Here is a 26,571-nt window from a genome sequence, read left to right as displayed (position 1 = left end):
AAGCTAGTATTATTCCTTTTGATACTAGCTTTTGCGTTTTAATAGTAAATAACTATATTTGGTAGAGTATATGCCCTTGTCTTGTTATACTTTATCTTGCCTTCTTACAGAAACCTATGAGAAAGCTTCTACCTGTATTGGTGTTGATGCTCATCTGCCAGTCCTTCAGTTGGGCACAGCAACAGCCACAGTTCACCCACTATGGTTTTAATGGTATGCAGATAAGCCCTGCTTACGCCGGAATCACAAACCGGCCAGAGCTGCTTTCTATATACCGGTACCAATGGTTGGGATACAATGCTACTTTCGATGACGGAGGCTCTCCACAGACCTTATTGCTTACAGCGAATACACCTGTAAGGCTGCTTCACGGTGGCGTAGGTTTAAATTTAATGCGCGATAAAATCGCAAATACAACTTTTTTATCGGCTGCCCTCTCCTATTCTTACCATATAAAAATTGGAGAAAATAAATTAGGTTTAGGTATTCAGGGTAATATCAATAATATCAAAAAAGGCAGTTACAGGGCAAATGATGCCGGAGATCCAAGTGTTCCATATAACAGTTCTGATACTAAATATGACTTTGGCGCGGGGGTGTGGTATGAATCCCAAACATTTTATGCAGGTGGAGGGGTAACAAATTTGCTTCAGTCAGAGTATGAATTTGCAGATTCAGCCAGAACAGGCAACGGGACGTTTCTTGCAGAGAACCACATATATGTAACAGCCGGTTACAACTTCCCGCTCTCAAGAGATGTGGTGGCAACACCCACCGTCCTTTTAAAGCATGATACAGAAACTTTTTCATTCGATGCCGGTGCACGCTTTACGTATGCAGAAAAATACTGGGCAGGAGTGAATTATAGATATGAAGAAGCTGTTAGTGCGCTTGTAGGGGTGGCACTATTACAGGATAATGCGTTGCGAATAGGATATGCGTTAGATTTGACAACGTTTAACAAAGATGCAAAAGCGCTTACTTCACATGAAGTAATGCTTAGCTACAGATTGCCGGAACCAGTAGTTAGGTTCCGTCCGCCAATCAGGACACCAAGGTATAACTTCACAAAATAGCCGGTATTTTAAAAAAATCCCGGCACTGCAGGCTTATCTTAGGATAGTACACAAAAAAAATATGATTTAGCATAATAATAATCAAGGTGTTAAACCGTTGAAAAATAATAAACAAGAAGTGTGTTTAATACTTTTTGTTTTGGTATTAAATCCTATATATTTGCTACACTTGTAATAGTGTTTAGAAAGAAATATTACTAGAAAATTTACTTTTTACTACTCATCATGAACAAACTATTTAAGCTGTCTTCCTTCGCTTTGGCGGTAGTATTGCTGGCAAGCTGTGGATTGAGGAGGGGACCACAAGGTGACCTTGTGGGTGCTGAAGACCGTCCAGAGTACAATTCACAGGAAGTACCTTATGGTATGGTACCTTGCCCAGGCGGTACTTTCCACATGGGACAAGCTGACCAAGATATCGCGGCCTCCATGGCTAACTTAAACAAACAGGTGACAATCAGTGGGTTCTACATGGACGAAACTGAGATCACTAACAACGAGTACCGCCAGTTCATAGATGTTATGAAGGAGGATTCTCTTGATGTGTTGGGTGAGGAGTATGTGATGTCAGAATTGTACCCGGATACAACAGTATGGGTAAAAGACTTCGCCTACCACATGGGTGACCCATTGATGGAGTATTACTTTACACACCCTGCCTTCGACGATTATCCTGTTGTGGGTGTTGACTGGTTTGCTGCAAAGTACTTCAGCGAGTGGCGCACTAAGCTTAAAAACCAGGCACGTACTGAGAACGGACAGGCACCAATGCCAGAGTTCCGCCTGCCTTCAGAGGCTGAGTGGGAATATGCAGCAAGAGGAGGACGTGACATGTCAGTGTTCCCTTGGGGCGGCCCATACCTGAGAAATGCTAAAGGCTGCTTGCTGGCAAATTTCAAGCCGGGCCGTGGTGACTATTACAGCGATGGCTTCTCTTATACAGCACCGGTTGCGCAATACTTCCCGAATGACTTTGGCTTGTATGACATGTCTGGTAACGTGGCAGAGTGGTGTGAAGACGCTTACTATGATGCTGCAGTTCCGGTTGTTTGGGACCTTAACCCTGTATACAACGACGATAATGAACCACGCAAGGTGGTAAGAGGCGGCTCATGGAAAGATATCGCATTTTTCCTGGAGACAGGTACCCGTAACTTCGAATACCAGGATTCAGCCAGATCATTTGTTGGTTTCAGAAACGCAATGGTTTATTTAGGCAGATCTTCAGGTAGAGAATTCAGATAGAATTAATTAAAATCAATCAAAAACAAACTTACACAATACCCAAACCCAATTACCCAATCGTTCACATTTAATTCGAAAACAAAATGAGCAAAGCAAAAGGCCGCAATTTCTTATATGATGTAGTAATGCCTAAAGTGTATGGCATTGGTGCTGCAGTAGTAATTATAGGTGCGTTGTTTAAAATACAGCACTGGGATGGCGCTGATACAATGCTGATTATTGGTCTGAGCACTGAAGCTGTTATCTTCTTCTTAAGTGCTTTCCAGCCAAATGCACATGAGCCGGATTGGGCAAGGGTTTACCCTCAGTTAGCAGATGACTACCAGGGCGAAGCGCTGATGCCTGCTAGTGCAACTGCAGGAGGTGGTACTTCTTTAACAAGAAAACTGGATGATATGATGCGTGATGCTGACATTACTCCGGAAACAATCAACAACCTGGGCATGGGCCTGAACAGGTTAAGCGATACGGCAGCACAAATGGCCGACCTTAGCCAGGCTACAACTGCTACACAAGAATACACAGTACGTGTGAGAGCAGCTGCAGACCAACTTGATAACATGAACAAAGCTTATGCAACTACTGCAGAAGCCCTGTCTCATATGGCTGGCTCAACAGTGGATGCACAGGAATACCACGGCCAGATTCAGAGCATGACAAGAAACTTAGGTGCTCTTAACGCTGTTTACGAAATGGAGCTTCAGGATGCAAATAACCACCTGAAGGCAATGAACAAGTTCTATGGCAACTTAAGCATGGCAATGGAAAACTTAACAGATGCCAGCAAAGACACAGAACAGTTTAAAAATGAGGTGTCCCGCTTAACGCAAAACCTACACTCACTGAATACAGTGTACGGTAACATGCTGACAGCAATGAAGGGTTAATCCGTTAAGATTCATTTTCCATATCAACAAGAAAACAACAGTTAATATAGTATAAAATGGCTGGAGGAAAAGAGACACCACGGCAGAAGATGATCGGTATGATGTACCTCGTACTGACCGCCCTTCTTGCCTTACAAGTGAGCTCGGCTATCCTGTTAAAGTTTCAGTTCTTAGACGAAAGTTTGAAAACTGTGAACGATAAAACAGTAACGGATAATGCCGGGGTCGTATCAAATATAAGAGCTGCCGTTGCAGAGAACAAAACGCCATCGGCTAACGATAAGCGGGTTTTGGAAAATGCACAGAAGGTACGCCAGGAAACATCTAATCTCATTGGTTACATTCGCGGCTTGCGTCAGTTACTAATTGATAAAACGGGTGGTACAAATCCTGAAGATCCAAATCAATATGCAAATCCAAGTTCTGAAGATGTAGTAGCTATCAATATGATAGGGGCTGCGAATAAGAACAATGGTAAAGCTTATGAGTTGGAGGATAAACTGAATCAGTATGCGAAGTTTATGAAGGAGTATAACCCTAACATGCCTGCTAAATTAGCATTGAGCGGTAAAGAAGACCCGGTTGCTAAGAATGATAAGGAGCAGCGTAACAAGGATTTTGCTCAGTTAAATTTCGAAGCAACACCTTTGGTAGCTGCTTTAGCGGTTCTTTCTCAAAAGGAAAGTGAAGTGCTGAAATACGAAGCAGATGCGTTGCAGAAGCTAGCACAGCAGGTTGGTGCCGACATTATCAAGTTTGAGAAGATTTTTGCAATGGCTCGTGCAGAGTCTAAGACAGTAGCTGCTGGCACAAAGTATAAGGCAGATATGTTTATTGCGGCATCTTCTGATAATATCGTTCCTAAAATGTCTTTCCAGGGTAAGCCGGTGAAAGTTGAGAACGGAATGGGTAAAGTAGAGTTCGTAGCTTCGGCCTCTAATTATGATGCAGACGGAAATTCTAAGCAAACCTGGAAAGGGCAGGTAACGATCAATCAGAATGGTCGTGATACTACTTTTGTTGTAACAGAAGACTATGTAGTTGCTAAACCTGTAATACAAGTGCAGTCTGCTGCAGTTCAGGCATTGTACTTCCAGTGCGCAAACGAGCTAAACATTCAGGTACCGGCTTTAGGTGCAGTGTATGATCCAAGCTTTAGCGCAAATGGTGGATCTGCTATCAAGGGTGCTAAAAAAGGTGAAGTAACTATCATACCGAACTCAACACAGGTAACAATTAATGTTAGCAGTGGCGGCAACTCTATCGGATCAGAAACATTTAAGGTACGTCCGATACCGAAACCTGAGTTAGTAGCGTTGGTAAATGGTAAGCCTCTTGATTTTAAGCGTGGTGTTCCGGCAGCTTCTTTGAGAGCTGTAGAAATTCAGGCTGTTGCAGATGAAGGGTTTAAACAATTATTACCTAACGAAGCACGTTATAGAGTTACCAAGTGGAGAGCATATCTTGTTAGAAACAACCAGTTGGTTGATCAGCAGGAAATAAATGGACCTACAGGTAATCTTTCCAGCTTTGCTGCTAAGGCAAATAAAGGAGACAGAGTTGTGATGGAAGTACTCGACGTTAAGCGCCTGAACTATAGAGGAACAGCGGTTGATGTAAATATTGAAGATAACTTTACGCTTCCATTGAATTAAATTACAAGCCTACAAGGAGTATGAAATTAGTAAAAGTTATAGGAGTAGCAGCAGGCTTAATGTTATCTGTGGGTGCTATGGCACAGCAGGTGCCAACTACAGCAGCAGCAACAAACCCTTCAGCGCGGCCGATTCCAGAGCAAGACATCCTGTTCAAAAAAACAGTGTGGCGTAAGATAGATCTGAGAGAGAAGCAGAACAGGCCGATGTTCTCTGAGAATAGAGAGATCACCAAGATCATCATAAACGCTGTAAAGAGTGGCGAATTAACAGCCTATAAAACTGATTCGGTTAATACACCACTCACACGCGAGGAGTTTGTTCAAAACATGACTCCAAAAGAAAAGGGTGCTGGCTTGAGCGATGCAGAGATTGCTGCAGGTTTTGGTGAGAAGCAACAGGAGGATGAGGCTGATGCATGGGGTGCTGCCCTTGGTGAGGATGCTGTACAGGAAACTGGACCGGTAAGTAACGAATACTTCCCAAAACAGCTCTACCTGCTTGAACTAAAAGAAAACGTGGTATTTGATAAGAAGCGTTCGCGCATGTACCACGATATTCATACGATCAGCATAAAAGTGCCTGCTACATTGAACCCACTTGGTTTTGAGCAGAACGTAGGTTCATTTAAAATGAGCGATCTGGTAAAAGTTTTCCATAATAACCCGGAGCTGGCTATTTGGTACAACGAACAGAACGATGCGCAGCATAAAAACCTGGCAGAAGCTTTCGACCTGTGGCTGTTTAGTTCTTACATCACTAAAATATCAAACACAGGCGACAGAGCTTTGGCAGATATCTATGGTGGTGGTAAAAAAGGACTTCTGGCTGCTCAGGAAGCCATGGAAGCTTTAATAGAGTATGAGTATAGCCTGTGGAGTTACTAAGCTTTCAGGCATACAAAGCATAAAACAGAAGGGGCGACTTGAAAAAGTCGCCCCTTCTGTTTTATGTATAAAAGGAATCAGACAGAAGAGGAATGCAGGTGGTTGAAAACAACCTGTGCTTTGGCTTGCCCTACTTCACCTTTCAGCTCTTCCAGAGATAATTCCTTCAGCTTTTTAACAGATTTATACTTAAGTAAAAGAGCCTCTGCAGTGGATGGGCCAATGCCCTTAATATCAGTAAGCTCGGTTTTGAGAGTGCCTGCATCACGCTTACTTCTGTGAAATGTTATTGCAAAACGGTGCGCCTCATTACGTAAGCGTTGGATCAGCTTTAACGATTCGGATTTCTTATCAATGTAAAGAGGAAGAGAGTCGCCAGGGTAGAATATCTCCTCAAGGCGCTTGGCAATACCTACCACAGCTACTTTCCCATAAACATCAAGGTCCTTGAGTGCTTTAACAGCCATACTTAATTGTCCTTTACCCCCATCAATAACAATGAGCTGAGGCAGCGGCAGGTTCTCACTTAATAACCTTCTGTAACGCCGGGTAACAATCTCGTACATCGACTCAAAATCGTTAGCGCCAACTACTGTTTTAATATTAAAGTGGCGATAGTCTTTCTTGCTGGGCTTACCATTTTTGAAGCAAACCATAGATGCCACAGGGTTGTCACCCTGAAAATTCGAATTGTCAAAACACTCTATCTGGCGCGGGAGCTCGGTCAGGCGAAGATCTTTCTTTAAAGTTTCTAGCACTCGTAACTCACGCTGCTCACCAAGATCCTTGTTTTTCTCCTGACGCCCTTCCCGCTCCTTTCGCAGGTACAGGGCATTTTTAAGTGAAAGGTTCAGCAGCTTGCGTTTATCGCCAATTTGCGGTTGCAGTACAGTCACATTGTCTAACGGAAGTACAAGATCGATATTAGCGATCACTTCTCTGGAAGTGCTTTCAAACTCTTGTCGCAGTTGAACAACAACAGATGCAAGTATGTCACCATCTTCCTCGTCCAGCTTCTTTTGTACCTCCAGAGATTGCGTTAAAATAATTGAGCCGTTCATAACCTTAAGGTAATTGATAAAGGCGCAGTTATCGTTGCTGGTTATCGTGAAGACATCAATGTTAGTAAGCGTATTGCTAACCACAGTAGACTTAGCCTGAAAGTCCTCCAGCAGATCCAGTTTCTGCTTGAACTGATGCGCCAGTTCATACTGGTAATCCGCAGCAGCGGCAGCCATCTTATCTTTAAAATAAGTTTTAGCTACTGTTAAATTACCGGAGAGGATATTCTTTATCTGGGAGATGTAATGATTGTAAGCAGTTTCATCTTCCAGAGCTTCGCAGGGTCCTTTACAATTGCCAATATGGTATTCAAGACAAACCTTGAACTTACCGGCTGCGATATTCTCTGGTGACAGATTATAGGTACAAGTACGAAGTGGATAGAGCGTTCTGATCAGGTCCAGCACAACATTCATCGTAGTGCCGCTTGGATAAGGCCCAAAGTAGCGTGAACCATCATTCTGCTTATTACGTGTGCTGATAACCCGTGGGAAGCGTTCGTTGATAATACAGATATAGGGGTAAGTTTTACCATCCTTCAGCAGGATGTTATACTTTGGCTGGTACTGCTTAATCAGGTTGTTCTCCAGCAGAAACGCATCGGTCTCTGTGTCTACAATAGTAAACTCGATATCCTTGATCTGGGAGACAAGCTTTAAGGTTTTTTTATTATGCTGGGATGAGCGGTTGAAATAAGAGCTTACGCGCTTCCTTATATCAACCGCCTTACCTACATATATTATACCTTTGTCATCGAAAAACTTGTAGATGCCCGGCTTGTGCGGCAAATGCGAGATTTTCTCCTTAAGCTTTTCATTCGCTGGCATAAAACAAATAAATTAGATATCTGAATCCAGATCGATTTCCGTTGGCAGGTTCAGGAACTCGTCTTGTTGGGTTGAGTCTATCTGAACACCTTGGTTATATTTAGCACAATCTAATTCTACAGATAAAGGCGCTAAAGGTTTAGGGAAAGCATCCTTGGAGACATCCAGAGACTTATCAGCATAAATTTTTTGCATGAAAGCTCCATAAATAGGCATGGCCATTTTATTACCCTGCCCCAGGGCAATAGACCTGAAGTGGATCGAACGGTCTTCACCGCCAACCCAGGTACCGCATACCAAGTTAGGGGTTAAACCCATAAACCAACCATCAGACTGATTTTGAGTAGTACCAGTTTTAGCGCCTATCTCATTTTTTAAGCCGTTGCGGTGGCGAAGGCCATAATAGGCTGTTCCACCTGGTTCTGCCGCTGCTTTCAGCATGTGTACCATCAGGTAAGCCGTTTCTTCGCTTAGCGCTTCCACTGTTTTAGGGGCAAATTCAGCGATTACATTGCCATGCTTGTCTTCGATACGAGTGATAAAGTTAGGCTCTATCCAGGTGCCGCCGTTAACAAAAGTGCTATAAGCGCCCACCATATCATAAAGCGTTACATCACTTGTGCCTAGTGCTAAAGATGGTGTAGGGTCAAGCGGAGTAGTAATGCCCATGCGTTTAGCAGTTTTTACAAGTGTTTCTGCCCCCAGTTTATTTACCAGGAATGCAGAAACTGAGTTTACTGACTCTGCCAGTGCCTTGCGCAGCGTAAATTTCTGGCCGCTGTATTTATTGTCTGCATTATTAGGGCACCACATATTACCATCCGGAAGCGGAATACATACTTTCGTATCGATCACCTCATAGCAAGGGTAATAGCCGTTTTCTATAGCCGCAGTGTATAAAAATGGTTTGAATGTGGAGCCAGGTTGACGGGCACCCTGTTTCACGTGGTCATACTTAAAGTGCTTATAGTTGATACCGCCAACCCAGGCTTTGATATGCCCAGTTTGAGGCTCCATGGCCATAAAGCCGGCCTGAAGGAAATGCTTGTAATATTTAAGCGAATCCATTGGGCTCATCATGCGCTCTTCTTCACCGTTCCAGGTAAAGATGGTCATCGGCACTTTTTTATTCAGGTAATAATTAATAGAATCCTGGTTTCCGTCGAAGCGGGCGTTGAGGCTACGGTAACGGTCAGTGCGTTTTATAGCAACCTCAGGGAAATTCTTGATTTCTCTGTTATCCCGGTCTACCCAAGGATTTCTGCCTTTCCAATGTTCAAAAAATACTTTTTGCTGGTTTTGCATATGTTCAGCCATTGCCTGCTCTGCATACTGCTGCATGCGCGAATCAATAGTGGTATAAATCTTCAGGCCATCAGCGTAAAGGTCATAGCCATTTTCGCGGCACCACTGCAGCAGGAACTTGCTAGCCTCTGTACGGAAATAAGGGGCTAAACCAATGTTCTGGTTTTCTACACGGTAATCAAGGTCTATGTCCTTGTCCTTAAGCTTCATAAACTCTTCTTCAGGCAAAAAGCCATACTTCACCATCTGTGAAAGAACCACATTACGGCGCATTTTAGAGTTTTCCGGGTTAAAGCGGGGGCTGTAGTAAGTAGGGTTCTTAAACAAACCAACTAGTACAGCAGACTCCTCAACAGTAAGGTCTTTTACATTTTTGTTGAAGAAGGTCCTGGATGCGGATTTGATACCAAAAGCATTGCTGCCAAACTCGAAGATGTTAAGGTACATAACCATAATCTCCTTTTTGGTATAAGACTGCTCGAGTTTAACAGACATTATCCATTCTTTCGTTTTATGGATAAGCGTGCGAAGGCCAGGTACACTGTTTAGTAAACCGTTATTCAATTCATCACCGCGGGTTCTGAAAAGGTTTTTGGCTACCTGCTGTGTTAAGGTACTGCCCCCTCCTTTTGACTGGCCAGTAAGAATAGCAGCCGCAACACGGGCCATGGCTTCAGGGTCAATACCAGAGTGCTCTTCAAAGCGCACATCCTCTGTTGCTACCAGAGCCTGTACCAGGTTCTCAGGTAATTCTTCGTAATCTGCCGGAGTGCGGTTCTCGCGGAAATACTTGCCCAGCACCTGATTGTCAGCAGAGTAAAGTTCAGATGATAAGGCGCTCTTTGGGTTCTCGAGCGTACGCATGTTGGGCAGCTCCCCGAACAAATTCAGGAAGTTGATGCTAACAGCGTAGATGTAAATAACAAGTGCTGCAAATCCGCCCAGGAAGAGGATCCAAAGTGCCGAAACTACTTTTGGGTAAAAAGACTTTTTCGGTTCAACAGTTTTTTGACGCGTAGTCATGTATTAATAATTGTTTTTAAAGAAAGTCAGGTATGTATCCAGGTCCTTCTTCTGCAGTAACTTCTGATAGTTAGCCGAAGAGATGACAAAGGTAACGAAATCTACGCCTCTTATTCTGCCTATAGGTGATTGAGGCGCTTTTTGTTTAATGTTAAAAGACTGTGCAAAGGTAGGGTCAGAAAATGTTTGAACCACTAGCATTGCCTTGTTATTAGAGAAACCAAGTGAAACTATAGTTAGGTTCTGTTTGCCATAATAAGTGCTATTATATTTTTCAAACTTTTGTTGAATGTCTTTAAAAGCCGCTTCTTTTTCAGGGTAAACCAACACAAAATAATAAGCGGTGTCAACTGCAGCCTTATAAGCTAAAGGGTCAACAGGAGGCGCAGCTGGTGTCGTTGCTGTCTTTGCTGAGTCAGTGGGTAATGCAGGCGCTACTGTTGATGTTGCCGCTGGTTCTGTAATTTCCGGAAGTTTTGTTTCAGTTACAGGTGGCACCTCAACTGCAGCTTCTTTTTGTTGCTTTCCCTCTTGTTGAGCAGTTTTGCCGGCAGCTACCGTGGGCAAAGTAAGGATACTGTCCTTGGATGCCGACGCTGTAGCAGAAGCAATTTCTGTGCTAACTTTTTCTTCTGGGGTCATGGCCGAAGCAGCCTCTGGTTTATCAGCCACGGCTACAGGAGCTTCTTGTCGTAATTGGTTCTTCTGTTCTAAATCCTTGTAGGTAGCTAGCAAATCATTGGCTTGCTGCACTAAAGGACTTTTTGGATAAGCAGTAACAAATTGGCTCAGCTTCAGGCGCAGCGCCTCAGGTTTTTGAGTACGGGCTGTCACCATTGCCTCTAAAAAAGCAACTTTATCCTGAATGTCGTTAAACGGGTACTGGCTCACCAGTACATTAATGGTGCTGGTCGCTTTATCATACTTTTGATGTTCGTAATAAGAGTACGCTTCATCATAAAGCTGATGGGCCTTTTGGTTGTCAGCTGCATTTTTCGACAAAAAGTTGGCATCATCTACCAGGCGCGCATAAGTTGTGTTCGGGAACTGTTGCTTGATCTTAGAGTAGTAGTTCTGCAGTTTCGCATTGTCGCCTGCTTTACCATACAATAAATAAAGACTGTAGTATGCGTCTGCGGCATGTTCGGTGTTAGGGAAGCGCCTAAGCAGTTCCTCAAAAGTTTGTGTGGCTTTAGTAGCGTCTTTTAAATTCTGGCTGTAAATATTTGCCAATTTAAAATAAGCATCCTCTACCTGCTTCTCTGAGCGGGCCATTGCCGCATTTGTTAAAGGGATATCCTGTAAGTATTGCTGTACGGCTGCCTGGGCACGTTCTTCCGTGCTTAGCTTATTTTCAACGTTATCCTGCGTGGTGCTGGCGATTTGTGCTTCATTACCAGTCTCTCCACGGCTACGTATGCGCCAGAAGTCCTGCAAAGGTCTGTCGCCCCAACGGCGGGTAAACTCAGCGCGGGCCGAAGCCATGGCCACAGGGTTATCGAAATACCATAAGCCTCCGGAGCTGTTAGTAGCAAGTGCCTCTCCGTTTTTTCTGCTCCGGTTATTAGCTGAGCCCGATCTGTCAGCACTGCTCTGCTGTTCTTGCAGGGCAACTTCCTGCAGGCGCTGCTCTTCCTGCTGCTGTGCCAGCTGTTGTAAGAACACATTGCGCTCCGATTCACTCATGCGGGCCAGGCGCTGGAGGCTGTCCTGAGTCTGAATGGTGCTGAACTGCCGGGCGAATTCTGCCAGGATGTCTCTTCGCTCTGTTACAGATGCATATTCTGGCGCCTGTTGCGGGTATACTTGTGCTGCGCTGTCATAATAAGCTGCTGCCAGGTCATACTTGTTCAGGTTATCGAAGTAGATCTCACCTGCCGAAACATAGCTATAAGCCTTTTGATTCTGTAAAGCTCCGGGTGTTCTCAGGGATTCCTCTAAAAGACTAAGCGCTTTTTGATAGTTCTGTTGCCGAAGCTCAAACTGCGCCATCTCGTAAAGTATCTTGTCACGGTATTCCTTATTTTTTTCATCTTTCAGTAACTTCTGGTAATAACCTGCAATGCGCTCCTTGTCGCGCTCATCGGTAAGTTCGGTTACCTGTCCAAGGTTTAATCTGCTGAAGAAGCCAAGGTCATAAGGAGGGTTACGGCGTAGCACTTTGCTGTATTGCTTGTACGCTTTATCATCCTGGTTGGTAAGCTGGAACAGCTGTGCTAATGCAAATCGCGTGCGGGACTGATCATCCTTCTCCTTGAAATTTGGCAGTGAAAGCTCCAGGTTCTCTATTACAGCGGCTGTATCCTGAAGTAAAGTATAGTACTGGGCACGGGCAAGGTAAAGCTCCCGGGCATTGTCGCGGTTCAAACGCTCCTTGCGCAGGTACTCAGACACTTGCTGGGCATTGTCCATTTCACCCATTTTCATGAACGTACGCATGAGCCACACAAGAGCCTCATGCCTGTCGTCGGGGTCTTTGCTGGTAGAGTTTACATACTTAAAGGTACGTGCGGCCTCTGCAAACTTCAACTGGTAGTAGTTTGCTTTACCAACTAAAATATAACTGTTATCTACCCATTTGCTGTTTTTGTGGTACTGTATCGGGTAAGATGCTTTTTTTAAAATATCCTCCAGATCTGTGGCCAGGGCTTTGGATGTAGAGGAGTCGAAAGCCGGGTACTGTGGCAGCACCTGGTTATAATCGTACTGCATCTGCTCTTGCAGGGTGTTCTCTACCGCATGCATTTTTTCATTGGCAAGAAAATAGCCATTGTAGCGGGCAGTAGTGTTATGGTAGGTTTTGCTAACAGGATTATTGCGTTCCGCCGAGCAGGCGGTTGTTAGCAGAATGACTACGACAACATAAAATATGTGCAGTGGTTTATTATTCAAGGTGTTACAGGTACAAGGGTATGAACGCTATATTATATTATGTATAAACGACCAGGCTTTCGCTTAAAGTATAAAGGTTTGCCTACATGAAAAAAACCAATGGAAGCTTAAGTTTAACTAAAAGATAAGAACCTCATACAAAAATACAATAATCTGCCAATTATTAAGCAAAAGGCTAAAACACAGCCCGCTATTGAACTATACAAAAAGCTAATTGGTTTCAGCTCCAATTGCGGCATTTTACAGTATGTGCCTTAAAAGTATAACAAAAGATATAGTACGGCGGTGCGCTAAGCTCGTAAAAAAGAAGTAGTTTTGTGCCGTTTAAGAACAGCAAGTCAATGTCTGAAAAAATGCCAGCGGATAAATCGAAAAGCGACAACGTTAAACCTTACCTGAAATACTCGGGGTTAGCGTTCCAGATGATCGGTGCAATGGTACTTGCTGCTTTTATAGGGATGAAGCTTGATGATCATTTTCATACTAAAAATCCCTGGTTTACAATTGTGTTCCTTTTAGTGGCAGTTGTAGCCTCTATGGTGCTGGTTATTCTATCACTTAACAAAAAATAGATTACGTGAATTTTATCAGAAACCTCCTTATTTTCTCTGGAGTAATGGGCGCCCTTACGGCCGCGCTTTTATACTTAACCGGCACACAGTTGGTCCATCCTTATGTGTGGTACATCTTTGCATTCTTTGTAGTGGTTACGGCAGGTACTTTTTATATTACCAGGCTGGGTATTAGCTATGATGAGGATAATTTTCAGTTGTACTATTTTGGCTCGATGGGATTTAGGATGATCCTCAGCATCGCGGTTATCTTTATATATGTGTACCTCTTTTCAGAGAATGAACTGCAGTTCGTTTTAAACTTCTTTGTGTTTTATTTTCTATTTACCGGGTTTGAAATTTACAGCTTATTGGCTAACTTGCGCCCGAATTTGAAAAGGCAGGATCAAATATAAGGCTTTGCTTTATAAAAATTGTCTCTAAATATCTCTTAATGAAGAAGTTATTAGTATTACTGTTTTCCTTTTTGACGATTGCGGCACATGCCTCTGAATCGGCGGAAGGTGGCGAGTTTAGGCCAGGCGACATGATCACGCATCACATCGCAGACGATTACACCTGGCACTTTGCTGATGGAGTGGTTCTTTATTTACCGGTAATCCTGGTGGATAACGGAGATGTTAACATGTTCTCGTCAAGCAACTTCTATAACGAGCATCATGAAATTGTGCCTTATAACGGGTATGCTTTGGAGCATGGCCACATCTATAAAGCAAATGCCGAAGGCGAGCCTATGGAGGAATATGCAGGCTTGTATGATTTCTCGATCACCAAGAACGTGGCTTCCATGTTTGTGAGTGTGGCGTTGTTGTTTATTGTGTTCTTTAGCATAGCGGCTTCTTACAAAAAGAATGCTGGTAAAGCCCCAAGAGGGATGCAATCTTTCTTTGAGCCGATCATTATATTTATTCGTGATGAGATTGCGAAGGCGAATATCGGTCCGAAGTATGAGCGTTACATGCCTTACCTGCTTACCATCTTCTTCTTTATCTGGTTTAACAACCTGCTTGGCTTAATGCCAGGTGGCGCAAACCTTACGGGTAATATAGCTGTTACACTTGTTTTGGCAATCTTAACGTTGCTGATCACAGTGTTTAGCGGTAACAAGAGCTACTGGGGCCATATTTTTGCTACACCGGGTGTTCCTAAATGGCTTGCTCCGATTATGATCCCTGTAGAATTGATCGGTATTTTTACAAAGCCGTTCTCCCTGATGGTCCGACTTTTTGCAAACATTACAGCGGGTCACATTATCATCCTTTCTCTGTTTAGCTTGATCTTTATCTTTGAAAGCCTTGCAGTTGGTCCTTTAAGTGTGGCATTTGCTACTTTCATGAACTTCCTGGAGTTGTTTGTGGCGTTGTTGCAGGCTTACATTTTCACGCTTCTTTCCGCCATGTACTTTGGTGGTGCAGTAGAAGAGCACGACCATGTGGATGACATGGGATTCGGTGACGGCGGTCATCATTAATAACGAATTCTTTTTTTTAACTCTATATAACTACAATTATGTTATTAGCAATTTTGCTTCAAGCAGTAGCGACTGACTTTGGTCTAGCTATCATGGGTGCCGGTATCGGTGCAGGTCTAGTAGCCCTAGGCGCTGGTTTAGGTATCGGTAGAATTGGTGGCTCAGCTATGGAATCTATCGCTCGTCAGCCTGAGGCTGGTGGGAAGATCCAGACTGCCATGATTATCGCGGCTGCCCTTATCGAAGGTGTTGCACTTTTCGGTGTGGTAGTTTGCTTGTTAATTTCTTTCAAAGGCTAGTAAGCCTTTTGCTGATCTCACGTCCAGGCGTATGGCCTGGACGATGAGATCAAAAGTAGTTTTTAGGCAGTTGCGGCCCTCGTCTGCCAGAGTAAAATCGAGGCCATCTAAAACAGGAATTATTTCTCTAACATAAAAAACAATGCAGTTAGTAACCCCAGGTATCGGTTTAATTTTCTGGCAGCTAGTAACATTTCTTATTGTTCTGTTCCTGCTTGCTAAATTTGCTTGGAAGCCAATCATGAAGGCGCTTCACGAGCGTGAAGATTCCATCGAAAGTGCATTGAGCGCAGCTGAAAAGGCAAAGCTTGAGATGCAGTCATTGAAGGCGGATAATGAGAAGCTGTTGGCAGAAGCGCGTTTAGAGCGTGATAAGATCTTAAAGGAAGCTTCGGAAGCTGGTAACGCATTGGTAGAAACTGCCAAGCAGAAGGCGAACGAGGAAGGTGCACGCATGATCGTGCAGGCGCGTGAGGCAATTGAAAACGAAAAGCGTGCGGCTATTACGGAAGTTAAAAACATGGCAGCAACTCTTTCTCTTGAAATCGCAGAGCGTATTCTAAGAAAAGAACTGACCAATCCGGATGCACAGCAGGCTTTGGCAGCAGATTACATCCGTGAAGTAACGCTTAACTAAAAGAATTTAATGGCGGTCATTATCTTAAAGGCTGCTATATCATAAACAAGCATTATGTCAGAATTAAGAGTTGCTTCCCGGTATGCGAAGTCGCTGATCGAACTGGCGAATGAGAAAGGAATCCTGGAGCAGGTATATAGCGATATACAGCTGCTTTCGAAGGTGATCTCTCAGAACCGCGATTTCCAGTTACTGCTTACTAACCCGATTGTGAAGCCAGAAAAAAAGTTGGCTGTACTGAATGGAGTATTCCAGGGCAAAGTGCAGGAGCTTACACTGGCATTCTTCAATATACTAACACGCAAAAAGCGTGAGGCGCTGCTGGAGTTTATCCCAGCTTCTTTTGAGGAGCAGTACAATACCTTAAAAGGAATTGTAAAAGCAAATGTTACATCGGCTTACCCGTTAACACCCGCTCTTCGCGAGCAGTTAGGGCAAAAGCTTGCTGTAGAATATGGTCAGAAAATTATTTTGGAAGAAATAGTTGACCCATCGCTTATTGGCGGCTTTGTGCTGACAGTAGGTGATAAACAAATTGACAGCTCTGTGAGGAAAAGCCTGCGCAAGCTGAGAAATGAATTCAAAGACAACCCATATATTAATAAACTATAATCATGGCAGAAGTAAGACCTGACGAAGTATCAGCCATATTAAGAGAGCAGCTATCAAACTTCCGCTCTGAGGCAGAACTGGAAGAAGTTGGTACTGTACTACAAGTGGGTGACGGTGTCGCTCGAATCTATGGCCTTTCCAAAGCACAGTCTGGTGAGCTTTTAGAGTTTGAGAACGGACTTCAGGCACTCGTTCTGAACCTGGAAGAGGACAATGTAGGTGCCGTATTACTTGGTGACTACAGCGAGATCAAAGAAGGAGCTACCGTTAAAAGAACAAACCGCATCGCCTCTATTAAAACAGGTGAAGGCATTATTGGCCGTGTAGTTAATACACTTGGTCAGCCTATAGATGGTAAAGGACCGATTGCTGGTGAGCTATATGAGATGCCACTTGAGCGTAAAGCGCCAGGTGTAATCTTCCGTCAGCCGGTAAACGAGCCGCTACAGACTGGTATCAAAGCAATCGACTCAATGATTCCGATTGGCCGTGGCCAGCGTGAGTTGATCATCGGTGACCGCCAGACAGGTAAAACAGCTGTTGCACTGGATGCAATCCTGAACCAGCGTGAATTCTACGAAAGAGGAGAGCCTGTTTTCTGTATCTATGTTGCCATTGGCCAGAAAGCATCTACTGTAGCGCAGGTTGTAATGGCGCTTGAGAAAGGTGGTGCCATGGATTATACAGTAGTTGTTGCCGCTTCAGCTTCTGATCCGGCTCCAATGCAGTTCTTCGCACCATTTACAGGTGCTGCGATCGGAGAGTTCTTCCGTGACACAGGCCGTCCTGCACTGGTTGTTTATGATGACCTTTCCAAGCAGGCAGTTGCATACCGTGAGGTGTCTCTACTTCTTAGAAGACCTCCAGGGCGTGAAGCTTATCCTGGTGACGTATTCTACCTGCACTCTCGTTTATTAGAGCGTGCTGCGAAGATCAACGCATCTGATGAGATCGCTAAGAACATGAACGATTTACCAGATTCACTTCGTCCGTTGGTAAAAGGTGGTGGTTCACTTACTGCCCTTCCAATCATCGAGACACAGGCTGGTGACGTTTCTGCCTATATCCCAACAAACGTAATCTCGATCACTGACGGTCAGATCTTCCTGGAGACTAACCTGTTCAACTCTGGTATCCGTCCTGCGATAAACGTAGGTATCTCGGTATCACGTGTGGGTGGTTCTGCTCAGATCAAGTCAATGAAGAAAGTAGCGGGTACACTTAAGCTTGATCAGGCTCAGTTCCGTGAACTCGAAGCATTTGCTAAGTTCGGTTCTGACCTGGATGCGGCTACTAAGCTTACAATTGAGCGTGGCCGTCGTAACCTGGAGATCCTGAAGCAGGCACAGTATTCCCCTGTATCTGTAGAAGAGCAGGTGGCAATTATCTACTGCGCTACCAATGGTCTGATGGACAACGTTCCGGTTACAGAGGTTAAAAACTTTGAGAAAGACTTCTTACGTACCATGCGTGCACAGCACAACGATGTACTTAATGCATTGAAAGCAGGTAAGTTGGATGACGAAACTACTGCAACGCTTAAGCAGGTTGCCAGAGAGGTTTCAGGTAAGTACAAAAAATAGTCAAGTTATAAAGCCTCCGGTAAAGAGCAAGCTGCCCTTTACCGGAGGCCTATGCTCATAGCAAAAACAATATGGCAAGTTTAAAAGAAGTTAGAGGCCGCATCACATCGATCTCATCTACTCAGCAGATCACAAAAGCCATGAAAATGGTGGCGGCTGCTAAGCTTAGACGTGCTCAGGATAACATCTTGCGTATGCGCCCTTATGCGCAGCGCTTAAGTGGCATTCTGGCAAATTTGTCGTCCATGACAGAGGGATCTGTTGAGAACCAGTTTGCAGAGAAACGTGATGTAAATAAAGTATTGATCATTGCAGTTTCATCTGATCGTGGTTTGGCTGGTGCTTTTAACTCGAATATCATCAAAGGTGTAATATCCCAGATCAATAGTAAGTACAACCGCCAATACGAGGCAGGTAATGTAACTATCATGACTATTGGTAAAAAAGCATTTGAGGCTTTCAGCAAGAGAGGCTACAATGTAATAGGTGACTTTACCGGTACTTTCACAAACTTGTCTTTTGACACAGTGCGTGCAGCTGCTGAATTTGCCATGAACGGATTTGTAAACGGCGAATACGATCAGATAGATGTTGTTTACAACGAGTTCAAAAACGTTGCCACTCAAATCGTAAAAACAGAACAGTTCCTGCCGATTGAGGAGAATCCTGTTGATGAGAACCCTTCTGCGATGCTTGTAGATTATACCTTTGAGCCTTCAAAAGAAGAGATCATCGAGGAACTCATACCAAAGTCTCTGAAAATTCAGATATATAAAGCGGTTCTGGAATCTAACGCTTCTGAACATGGTGCCCGAATGACGGCCATGGACAAAGCCACGGAAAATGCCGGTGAGCTTCTGAAACAGCTGAAGTTGACCTACAACAGGACGCGCCAGGCTGCAATTACCAAGGAAATTCTTGAAATTGTGGGTGGTGCAGAGGCTCTGGCTTCAAAATAAGAAGTTTAAGAAATTCAATAAAGCAGCGCCCATCACTAAGGTGGGCGCTGCTTCTTTTTTTATGGTTTAGTAAGCTGCCAATTTTAATTAATTGTGAAATTTAGTGTGCGGCGCGATTAAGGAAGTAATTGAAAGAGGTACTTGTTATCTTTGCAATAAGAAACCGATACAACAGTAGAATGAAATATTACCTGCACCCGGTATTTAAAGCTGTATTTGTACTTGCCTTACTGCTAAGTTCTTGCACAGCGTCAACAAAAACAGCTTCAACAGCAGCAACTGGAGCCAGTATTCAGAATGAGACACTGGAAAAACCAAAGCTGATCGTTGGCATTGTAGTTGACCAGATGCGATACGATTACCTGTACCGCTACTGGGACAAGTATGGCGAAGGCGGATTCAAAAAGCTGGTGAAGCAGGGATTTAACTTCAGGAATAACCACTACAGCTATGTTCCAACTTACACAGGCCCGGGGCATGCATCGATATATACAGGAAGCGAGCCTTCTTTAAACGGTATCGTTGGTAATAACTGGTATGATCGTGCATCGAATCAGGTTGTGTATTGCGTAGATGATAAAGCTGTTAAGACAGTGGGAAGTACTTCTACTGCCGGCCAGATGTCACCGGAAAACCTGCTGACGACCACGGTTACCGATGAGCTCCGCCTGGGAACCAACATGGGTGCAAAAGTAATAGGCGTTGCATTAAAAGACAGGGGTTCAATTTTACCAGCAGGGCACTTAGGTAATGCGGCCTACTGGTTTGATTCGCCGACTGGAAACTGGATTACAAGCACATACTATAGAAATGATCTCCCAGCCTGGGTACAGGAATTCAATAATCAGAAGTACCCGGACCAGTACCTGAGCCAGGTGTGGAATACTTTATTGCCATTAGAGCAGTATACAGAAAGTTCTCCAGATCTTGTTGCTTGGGAAGGCACACTGCGTGGAGAGAAACAACCGGTTTTCCCTCATAACCTCCCTGCCATAAAAGGGAATGACTATGAGTTGATACGCTCTGTACCTGCTGGAAACACACTTACAAAAGATTTTGCCCTGGCTGCCTTAAAAGGGGAGAACTTAGGGAAAGGAAAGTTTACGGATTTCTTAGCTGTTAGCTTCTCTTCTACAGATTATGTGGGCCATACTTTCGGGCCAAACTCTGTTGAAGCAGAAGATATTTTCCTGCGTCTTGACCAGGAATTGGCAGAAATGATCAAAGAGATTGAAACAGAAGTTGGTGCTGGAAATGTTCTTTTCTTTTTGACAGCCGATCATGGAGCAGCACATGTGCCAGCTTTTTTAACAGATAAAAACGTACCGGCAGGCGTTTCAAGCTCCAGTGCCATCAAAGATTCTGTAGAAACATACCTTAACAAAGCCTACGGCAAAGGCAAGTGGGTGGAGAGTTATATAAATCAGCAGATCTACTTAAACAGAAGCCTGATAGACAGCAAAAAATTGAACTTGTCTGATGTGCAGCAGCGTGTCGCAAACTATGTAGTGCGGTTTGAGCCAGTAGTTCGAGCTGTTACAGGTACCAACCTGATGACAACGAATTGGTCTAGCGGGATGATGGAGCGTGTAGAGCGGGGATATTTCCCTCCGAGATCCGGCGACGTTGTCCTGATCCTGAGAACTGGCTGGTTCGAAGGATATGGTGGAGAGCCAAAAGGAACTACACATGGGTCTTACTCTAATTACGATACCCACGTTCCGTTAATTTGGTATGGCTGGAAAGTAAAGCCCGGTGAGAGCAACGTAGAGACGAAGATAGTAGATATTGCCCCAACCATTTCCTCCTGGCTGTATTTGCAGGAGCCGAATGGCAGTGTCGGGCAACCTTTGCAACAGTACATGAAATAAATACAGCGCCTGATGAAGATATAATGACGGCGATCATTAAAAATTAGAATACAATGGAGAATACGGAGAATAACAATCCATGGCATAGCGTAAGTTACGGAGAAGAGGCTCCCAGTGTAGTAACGGCTATTATTGAGATCCCAAAGGGGTCGAAGGCAAAGTATGAATTGGATAAGGACAGCGGGATGCTTAAGCTTGACCGTGTGCTTTTCTCATCAGTGAACTACCCGGCAAATTACGGCTTTATTCCACAGACCTACTGCGATGATAAAGACCCTCTTGACATCCTGGTGATCTGTTCAATAGATGTACAGCCAATGTGCCTCATCGATGCGAAAGTTATTGGCGTTATGCAGATGATCGATAACAACGAAGAAGATGATAAGATCATTGCCGTTGCACATAACGATATGTCTGTTCGTCATATAAACGATATTTCAGAGCTGCCACCACACACGTTGTTGGAAATGCGCCGCTTCTTTGAGGACTATAAAAAGCTGGAGCATAAAGAAGTGATTGTGGAGCAGTTCCTGGGTCGTGAGCATGCGTATAAAATAATTCAGAATAGCATTGAGTTGTATAATGCTACTTTTGGAGAGCCAAAAAAAGCTAAGGCTCTATAATAAAATTACTTTTTCCTGTTAAGCCTGGCCTGGGGTAATCCTACGTCAGGCTTTTTGCTTTTTTAAAAAGCTGCTGAACAGAGATTGACAGAAGAAGTATTTGTTGCGTAATTGCAAAAGATGGGGCAGAACCAAAATATAGGCGTGAGCAGAGGCTATAGCGGTTTTCATGTTAACAGGCGGATAGAGCAACTGGTAAAGGGTGTGCTCTATAGCAGTATGTTTATCTCCTGCTGCGCTTTTAGCCTGACCATTGAAACATATAAGTTGGCAGGTCTGCAAGCGTCGCTCCCTATGGCGTCATTCGTCTTTCTGGCTACCCTTTTCACCTATAACCTGAGCAGTGTTTACAGCGTGATAAGAAGGCCATGGCAAAAAATAAATGACGCAGAAGCCCACTGGACGCAAAGGCATAAAAAGATGCTGGCTGGGCTAGGGATGTGCAGTATTGCGCTCGGAGCAGGAATCTATTTTTATTTTGGCTTGCGCGTTAACTTCTGGATAGTGTTACATCTGGCCCTGATCTCGATTGGCTATACTGTGCCTTTTGTATTTCGTTCGAGGCGGGTGAAGCCCCTGCGGAGTGTACCACTGTTAAAAGTTTTTCTTATTGCTTATGTATGGGCGGTAGTAACAGCACTATTCCCTTTGATGGATGCAGGCGTAGCGGTATGGCAGGGAGCCCCGTTGCTGTTGCTCCTGCGTCGCTTCCTGTTTATACTTGCCTTGGCGCTCCTTTTCGACATTCGGGATTATACTTACGACAGAACCATGAAAACTCTGACCATTCCAGGCCTGATTGGTGTAAGAAATACTAAATTGATTTCATTGGGACTATTGCTGGTTTATGTATTGGTGTCAATGAAAACGGAAACAGGTGCCGTACAGGGTGCCTTGTTAGCCAGTGCTGTCGGAGCAGGGTTAGTTGTAATTCTCTCTTCAGAGAACAGGCCCAGAATTTATTACCTGCTATTGGCAGACGGTGCCATGCTGCTGCATGCAGGGTTAGTGTACCTGGCTTTCAGCTAACAGGCTGAAGCTGCATAAATGCCTCAGGGAGATGATCAATAACATCGGAGGCAGTCATGGATATTTCTCCCACACTGTTCAACGCCAGGTCGCCGGCCAGGCCATGAACGTAAACACCAACCAGGCAAGCTTCTTTTAGCGTATAATTCTGCGCCACGAGAGCAGTAATGATTCCGGTAAGTACATCGCCTGTGCCGCCAGTAGCCATCCCCGGATTTCCAGTGGTGTTAAAATGAAGTTCGCCCTCAGGAGTTCCGATCACAGTATTGCTTCCTTTTAACACAACATAGCAGCCATAGATCCGGCAGAATTCAAGGAGGTCGCGCAAACGGTCATAATCGTTGTTGCTTTTACCTATCAGGCGTTCAAACTCTTTCGGGTGAGGAGTAAAAATTATCTTGTTCCTGCTGAGTTGGGCCTTTAGCTTATCACTGGTACTGATAATGTTTATGGCATCTGCGTCGATCACTAAGGGATGTGAACTGGTGGCCAGCAACTGGCCAATAGTAGATTTTGTTACCTTCTCTGTGCCTAGCCCCGGACCTACTCCGATCACATTAAATGAATCTATCTCTTCCGGCAATTCTGATAAATGCTTGCGGTGCTTGTCTGCAAGTGTCATGGCTTCGGGCACTGCCGTTTGCAATATGGTGTAGCCAACAGAGGGGGCCTGTACTGTAAGCAGGCCTACACCGGCACGTAAGCAGGCGCGCGCTGCAAGTACGGCAGCCCCAATTTTGCCAAATCCTCCGCATAATAGCAATGCGTGTCCATAAAGTCCTTTGTGTGAAAACTTTTTGCGTGGCTTTAAAAGATACCTGATATCCTGCGCTGTCGTGTAGTATAAGTTTGTGGTAGCCTCAGCTATATACTGCTCGCTCAAACCGATGGGCACTACATGCCACTCCCCGACATACTGTTCATTCTGGGGTAATAAAAAAGCCTGCTTCGGTAACTCAAAACTTATGGTATAGTCTGCCTTTACGACAGCTCCCTCATCTGGTGTCTGGCTATCGGTGTAAAGACCTGAAGGCATATCTATGGAAGTGATAGTGCAGTTACTTTTGTTCAGTTTCTGAACAACGTCTGCATAAACTCCGGTAACAGGCCTGTTTAGGCCGGTGCCGAAAATAGCGTCAATTACACACGCTTTCTCAGAAATACGGGGTAAGTCGCTTTCTTTTTGAATGTGCAGCTGCTTTATCCCGTTTGGTAACTGCTGCAGGTTAGCGGTAAAATCCGGGGATGCCTTCTCCGTGTTCCCAATCAGGAGAACCTTTACGTGATACATCCGCTCGTGCAGTAGCCTGGCCACAGCCAATCCGTCTCCGCCATTGTTGCCTGGTCCGCAAAGTATAAATACCTGCTCTGATGGCTTAAACTTATTTTCAAACCAACCTACAAATGCTTTGGCCGCTCTTTCCATCAGGTCAACGGAAGAGATCCCCTGATCTTTTATTGTGTAAGCATCAGCTTCTCGGGTTTGGGCAGCAGTAAGGAGTTTCATGAAGTATAGCCGTTTATTTCATTCCATATACTACGATAGCACTGGCAGGTTATACTAATAGGGTGTTTAGAAAGCAATTGTTAAAGTCAGCTTTACGCGCAGGTTGTCCTTTGCTTTGTCAAAAGCATAAGGGCCGTAGCGGTAAAAGGCGCCAACACCAATTCCGGAAAAAGTAGAGCTGATGATGTTGTTGAGTAATAAACCGGACTCATAGAAGCCCTTGTTCATGGTGCTGAACTGCTCCGGCAGCATGCCCTCTAGTGGCTGCAGCAGGTCGCCCCAGCCCACATTTGTAACAGCTACCACATCCGGTTTAAAGAAACTGGTGCGCAAAAAGCGCTTGCCGAAATTATGAGCGAAGAAAAGTGCCATGAACCTGTCGGAGAAGAATTCGTACGGGCGCATGGTTTCAAATCCCTCACCAATGTATACTTTATACTCTGGATTATTACTGCCGTAGCCGTTGTAGAGGCTTACAAAAGGGGCGTGCCCATCTACCAGACCGCCGGTAAGTATAATGCTGCTTTCTCCAAAGGTTCTGTGCCGCAGGCTCGTCTCCAGCTTCATATCATACTTATTATAACTGTAATTGCCATCAAGTATGTTGTTCAGACCGCGGGTATACTGTAGCCACAGCACAGGATAGCTGCCAGGCATCAGTATCTTTTGGTTAAACTGCTGCATGTATTTTTCGCCATAAGCATACCGGAAACTGATCACTCCTTCCGTCAGGTTGTAAGCAAGTGGCTGCGCGTCGGCTGCTACGCCTAAGGTTGGCCGGTGCTGCTCTTGCCTCAGCTGGGTCTGTGCCTGCAGATAACGGAACAGCCTGCCTCCAAGGGTAATGCTTTTATGCGTGGTATAAGTAAGGTCTGGAAGTATGGCGGGCCGGTAATTACTAAGCAGGCCTTTGTGCTGGTAAGGCAAGTTTCTGCCACCTGGCTCTGACACATCTTCAGAATAGGCTGCTTTAAGCTGTAGCTCCGATGGCTTGTGAAGTATAACAGTTGCATCGGCTCCGTACTTCTCTTGCTCATCTCTGAAGCCATAGCCCCAATAACCGCCAACTATAAACCGCTCTGACCATAAGGCATTCGTGTGCATGCCAAATCCTAACCGAACCCCTTCAAATGCGCTTACTTTAAAAATGCGTGGAATATCAATGCTTACCGGCCCCAAAGGTATTTGCTTTGCCATCAGGTACTCCATTACCCGGATGGTGCGATCCAGTTTATCAGCCTTGCCCACACTGTCCAGGCGCTGGTATGTTCGTGTCTCCAGTGCATTGAGGGAATCGGGGCGGAACTGCTGGTAGTAACTGTCTGGTTGCAGGTGCGCATCTGCTTTCTGTTGCAGGGCAATTACGCCAAAATCTGACTTGCGCAGGTTGGGGTTCAGGTTGATATTGGTAATATAGGTACGCAGATGTCCGTAGGGTTGGTGGCCTTTTAGTGAAAGCTGGGGCACGGTGATCTCCACATCCAGTTCTGTGGGGAACCACTGCTGCTGTGCTCCCACCTGCTCATATCGCTGCTGTAGCTTTATTCCACGCTTATCATCGTTGGCCGCTGACTGTGCCAGCACGTTTTGTACTGCCCAACCGTTGCTGTTGATGTACAGTAATCCTTCCAAACCATCAAAGTTTTTGCCTGCTTCCGGTTTAAAGGAGATCACAAATGTAGTGTCACCGTTAATGGCAACAGTCTCCTGTAACAGGAAATCATACTTGCGGGTGCTGCCCGGGCTCAGCGGGCTCAGGTAACGCTTACCAAAAAAGACTGGCATATCTTCGTACACGGAAAAGTCCCGGGCCTCTGCGGCTACTACACCAAAGCTCGGTTGTTGCAGGCCGGATACACGTGTGGCCAGTATGGTCTCCTTTGTTTTACCGGGTTTCAGGTAAGCATAATCTGTGATGCTTTCCATCAGGAAGAGGTGCTGTTTATCAAGCAGCTTACGCATCTTCAGGTAAGCTGAGTCCTGTGGGGATAGCTGTAGCGTATCGCTGAAATCCACTTGCCGGGTATCGGTAGCGGTAAGTATCAGTTTGTTATAAGTACGATAGGTGTAGGCTGGTATATTTTCCAGCTGGTGTTTCTCCCGGTTCTGTGTGGCGAGACGAATGATACGGTGTGCCGGGTTTTCACCGGTGCCGTGCACGATCACCTCCTGCAGCTGGGCCGCTGCTGGCTGCAGGTATACATTTAATATTTGAGAGGAATCTGGGTAAACAACCTGGGAGGCATAACCCACATAACTGAACCGGAGACTCCTGATTGGCTTGTTGTGCTGAAGCTGATATTGCCCCTCCAGGTTCGTAGTAGTTCCTGTCTCGCCATCGTTAGCGGCTATACTTACAAAGGCCAGTCTTTCATTGGTCTGAGCGTCGCGCACCACGCCCTGGACCTTACGTACCTGGGCAAAGGTAGCGGACGAGAGAAGTATAAAGGATAAGACCGGGAGCAGTATCTTTGGCAGCATACTGTAAAGATAAAAAAGAATGGCGCTTCCTCCTGCTACAGAGGGAGCGCCATTTATATTTAATTAGT

Annotated in this window: 21 protein-coding genes; 16 read left to right on the top strand and 5 right to left on the bottom strand. The window is 44.9% G+C overall.

All coding sequences use genetic code 11. The annotated features are described in order from the left end of the window. Positions 1-116 precede the first annotated feature (116 nt). From ACSX1A_RS15900 to gldN, 5 genes are all read left to right on the top strand, one after another. On the top strand, positions 117-1,076 hold the full coding sequence (locus ACSX1A_RS15900) for a PorP/SprF family type IX secretion system membrane protein (protein ID WP_439880625.1): 960 nt from the start codon (positions 117-119) through the stop codon (positions 1,074-1,076). Between the two features lie 225 nt (positions 1,077-1,301). After that, positions 1,302-2,321: an SUMF1/EgtB/PvdO family nonheme iron enzyme gene (locus ACSX1A_RS15895; RefSeq protein ID WP_439880624.1), complete on the top strand. Its 1,020-nt coding sequence runs from the start codon at positions 1,302-1,304 to the stop codon at positions 2,319-2,321. Between the two features lie 83 nt (positions 2,322-2,404). Beyond that, entirely contained in the window at positions 2,405-3,208 is an 804-nt protein-coding gene (gene gldL, locus ACSX1A_RS15890) for a gliding motility protein GldL (protein WP_439880623.1), read from the top strand. Positions 3,209-3,264: 56 nt separating this feature from the next. After that, positions 3,265-4,863: a gliding motility protein GldM gene (gene gldM, locus ACSX1A_RS15885; RefSeq protein WP_439880622.1), complete on the top strand. Its 1,599-nt coding sequence runs from the start codon at positions 3,265-3,267 to the stop codon at positions 4,861-4,863. A gap of 20 nt (positions 4,864-4,883) precedes the next feature. Further along, positions 4,884-5,750, top strand: coding sequence for a gliding motility protein GldN (gene gldN, locus ACSX1A_RS15880; RefSeq protein WP_439880621.1), 867 nt, complete (start codon positions 4,884-4,886; stop codon positions 5,748-5,750). Between the two features lie 77 nt (positions 5,751-5,827). Here gldN and uvrC read toward each other — a convergent pair whose 3' ends face one another. Genes uvrC through ACSX1A_RS15865 form a run of 3 tightly spaced genes read right to left on the bottom strand, consistent with a single transcriptional unit; the run spans position 5,828 to position 12,859 of the window. After that, positions 5,828-7,639, bottom strand: a complete 1,812-nt coding sequence (gene uvrC, locus ACSX1A_RS15875; protein ID WP_439880620.1) for an excinuclease ABC subunit UvrC — start codon at positions 7,637-7,639, stop codon at positions 5,828-5,830. 12 nt (positions 7,640-7,651) lie between these two features. Beyond that, positions 7,652-9,967 (bottom strand): penicillin-binding protein 1A, encoded by a 2,316-nt coding sequence (locus ACSX1A_RS15870; protein WP_439880619.1) that lies wholly within the window; start codon positions 9,965-9,967, stop codon positions 7,652-7,654. A gap of 3 nt (positions 9,968-9,970) precedes the next feature. Further along, positions 9,971-12,859, bottom strand: coding sequence for a tetratricopeptide repeat protein (locus tag ACSX1A_RS15865; protein ID WP_439880618.1), 2,889 nt, complete (start codon positions 12,857-12,859; stop codon positions 9,971-9,973). A 341-nt stretch (positions 12,860-13,200) separates the two neighbouring features. Here ACSX1A_RS15865 and ACSX1A_RS15860 point away from each other — a divergent pair, with 341 nt between their 5' ends. From ACSX1A_RS15860 to ACSX1A_RS15810, 11 genes are all read left to right on the top strand, one after another. After that, entirely contained in the window at positions 13,201-13,431 is a 231-nt protein-coding gene (locus ACSX1A_RS15860) for an AtpZ/AtpI family protein (protein WP_439880617.1), read from the top strand. 5 nt (positions 13,432-13,436) lie between these two features. Next, a complete protein-coding gene (locus tag ACSX1A_RS15855; protein ID WP_439880616.1) occupies positions 13,437-13,826 on the top strand; it encodes a hypothetical protein in 390 nt (129 codons plus the stop codon). Positions 13,827-13,864: 38 nt separating this feature from the next. Beyond that, positions 13,865-14,902: a F0F1 ATP synthase subunit A gene (gene atpB / locus ACSX1A_RS15850; RefSeq protein ID WP_439880615.1), complete on the top strand. Its 1,038-nt coding sequence runs from the start codon at positions 13,865-13,867 to the stop codon at positions 14,900-14,902. Positions 14,903-14,940: 38 nt separating this feature from the next. Beyond that, positions 14,941-15,201, top strand: a complete 261-nt coding sequence (gene atpE, locus ACSX1A_RS15845; RefSeq protein ID WP_439880614.1) for an ATP synthase F0 subunit C — start codon at positions 14,941-14,943, stop codon at positions 15,199-15,201. A 142-nt stretch (positions 15,202-15,343) separates the two neighbouring features. Continuing rightward, positions 15,344-15,838, top strand: a complete 495-nt coding sequence (locus tag ACSX1A_RS15840) for a F0F1 ATP synthase subunit B (protein ID WP_439880613.1) — start codon at positions 15,344-15,346, stop codon at positions 15,836-15,838. Positions 15,839-15,892: 54 nt separating this feature from the next. Further along, entirely contained in the window at positions 15,893-16,450 is a 558-nt protein-coding gene (gene atpH, locus ACSX1A_RS15835) for an ATP synthase F1 subunit delta (protein ID WP_439880612.1), read from the top strand. 2 nt (positions 16,451-16,452) lie between these two features. Beyond that, positions 16,453-18,033, top strand: a complete 1,581-nt coding sequence (atpA, locus tag ACSX1A_RS15830; RefSeq protein WP_439880611.1) for a F0F1 ATP synthase subunit alpha — start codon at positions 16,453-16,455, stop codon at positions 18,031-18,033. A 71-nt stretch (positions 18,034-18,104) separates the two neighbouring features. Then, the gene (gene atpG, locus ACSX1A_RS15825) at positions 18,105-18,992 is read left to right on the top strand and encodes an ATP synthase F1 subunit gamma (protein ID WP_439880610.1); all 888 of its coding nucleotides are present in this window, start codon (positions 18,105-18,107) and stop codon (positions 18,990-18,992) included. 179 nt (positions 18,993-19,171) lie between these two features. Then, on the top strand, positions 19,172-20,863 hold the full coding sequence (gene pafA / locus ACSX1A_RS15820) for an alkaline phosphatase PafA (protein WP_439880609.1): 1,692 nt from the start codon (positions 19,172-19,174) through the stop codon (positions 20,861-20,863). A 53-nt stretch (positions 20,864-20,916) separates the two neighbouring features. After that, positions 20,917-21,486: an inorganic diphosphatase gene (locus ACSX1A_RS15815; RefSeq protein WP_439880608.1), complete on the top strand. Its 570-nt coding sequence runs from the start codon at positions 20,917-20,919 to the stop codon at positions 21,484-21,486. 120 nt (positions 21,487-21,606) lie between these two features. After that, on the top strand, positions 21,607-22,515 hold the full coding sequence (locus ACSX1A_RS15810) for a hypothetical protein (protein WP_439880607.1): 909 nt from the start codon (positions 21,607-21,609) through the stop codon (positions 22,513-22,515). On the opposite strand, the gene ACSX1A_RS15805 is transcribed toward ACSX1A_RS15810, so the two are convergent. Next, the gene (locus tag ACSX1A_RS15805; RefSeq protein ID WP_439880606.1) at positions 22,508-24,022 is read right to left on the bottom strand and encodes an NAD(P)H-hydrate dehydratase; all 1,515 of its coding nucleotides are present in this window, start codon (positions 24,020-24,022) and stop codon (positions 22,508-22,510) included. The two genes, ACSX1A_RS15810 and ACSX1A_RS15805, sit on opposite strands and share 8 nt — an antisense overlap. A 66-nt stretch (positions 24,023-24,088) precedes the next feature. Next, positions 24,089-26,503 (bottom strand): DUF5686 family protein, encoded by a 2,415-nt coding sequence (locus ACSX1A_RS15800; RefSeq protein ID WP_439880605.1) that lies wholly within the window; start codon positions 26,501-26,503, stop codon positions 24,089-24,091. Positions 26,504-26,571 lie beyond the last annotated feature (68 nt).

It is taken from the genome of Pontibacter sp. MBLB2868 (assembly GCF_051904785.1).
In the GTDB taxonomy this organism is placed as follows: Bacteria; Bacteroidota; Bacteroidia; order Cytophagales; family Hymenobacteraceae; genus Pontibacter.
Note: the sequence above shows the minus strand (reverse complement) of the source record. Positions and strands in the feature narration are given on the sequence as shown.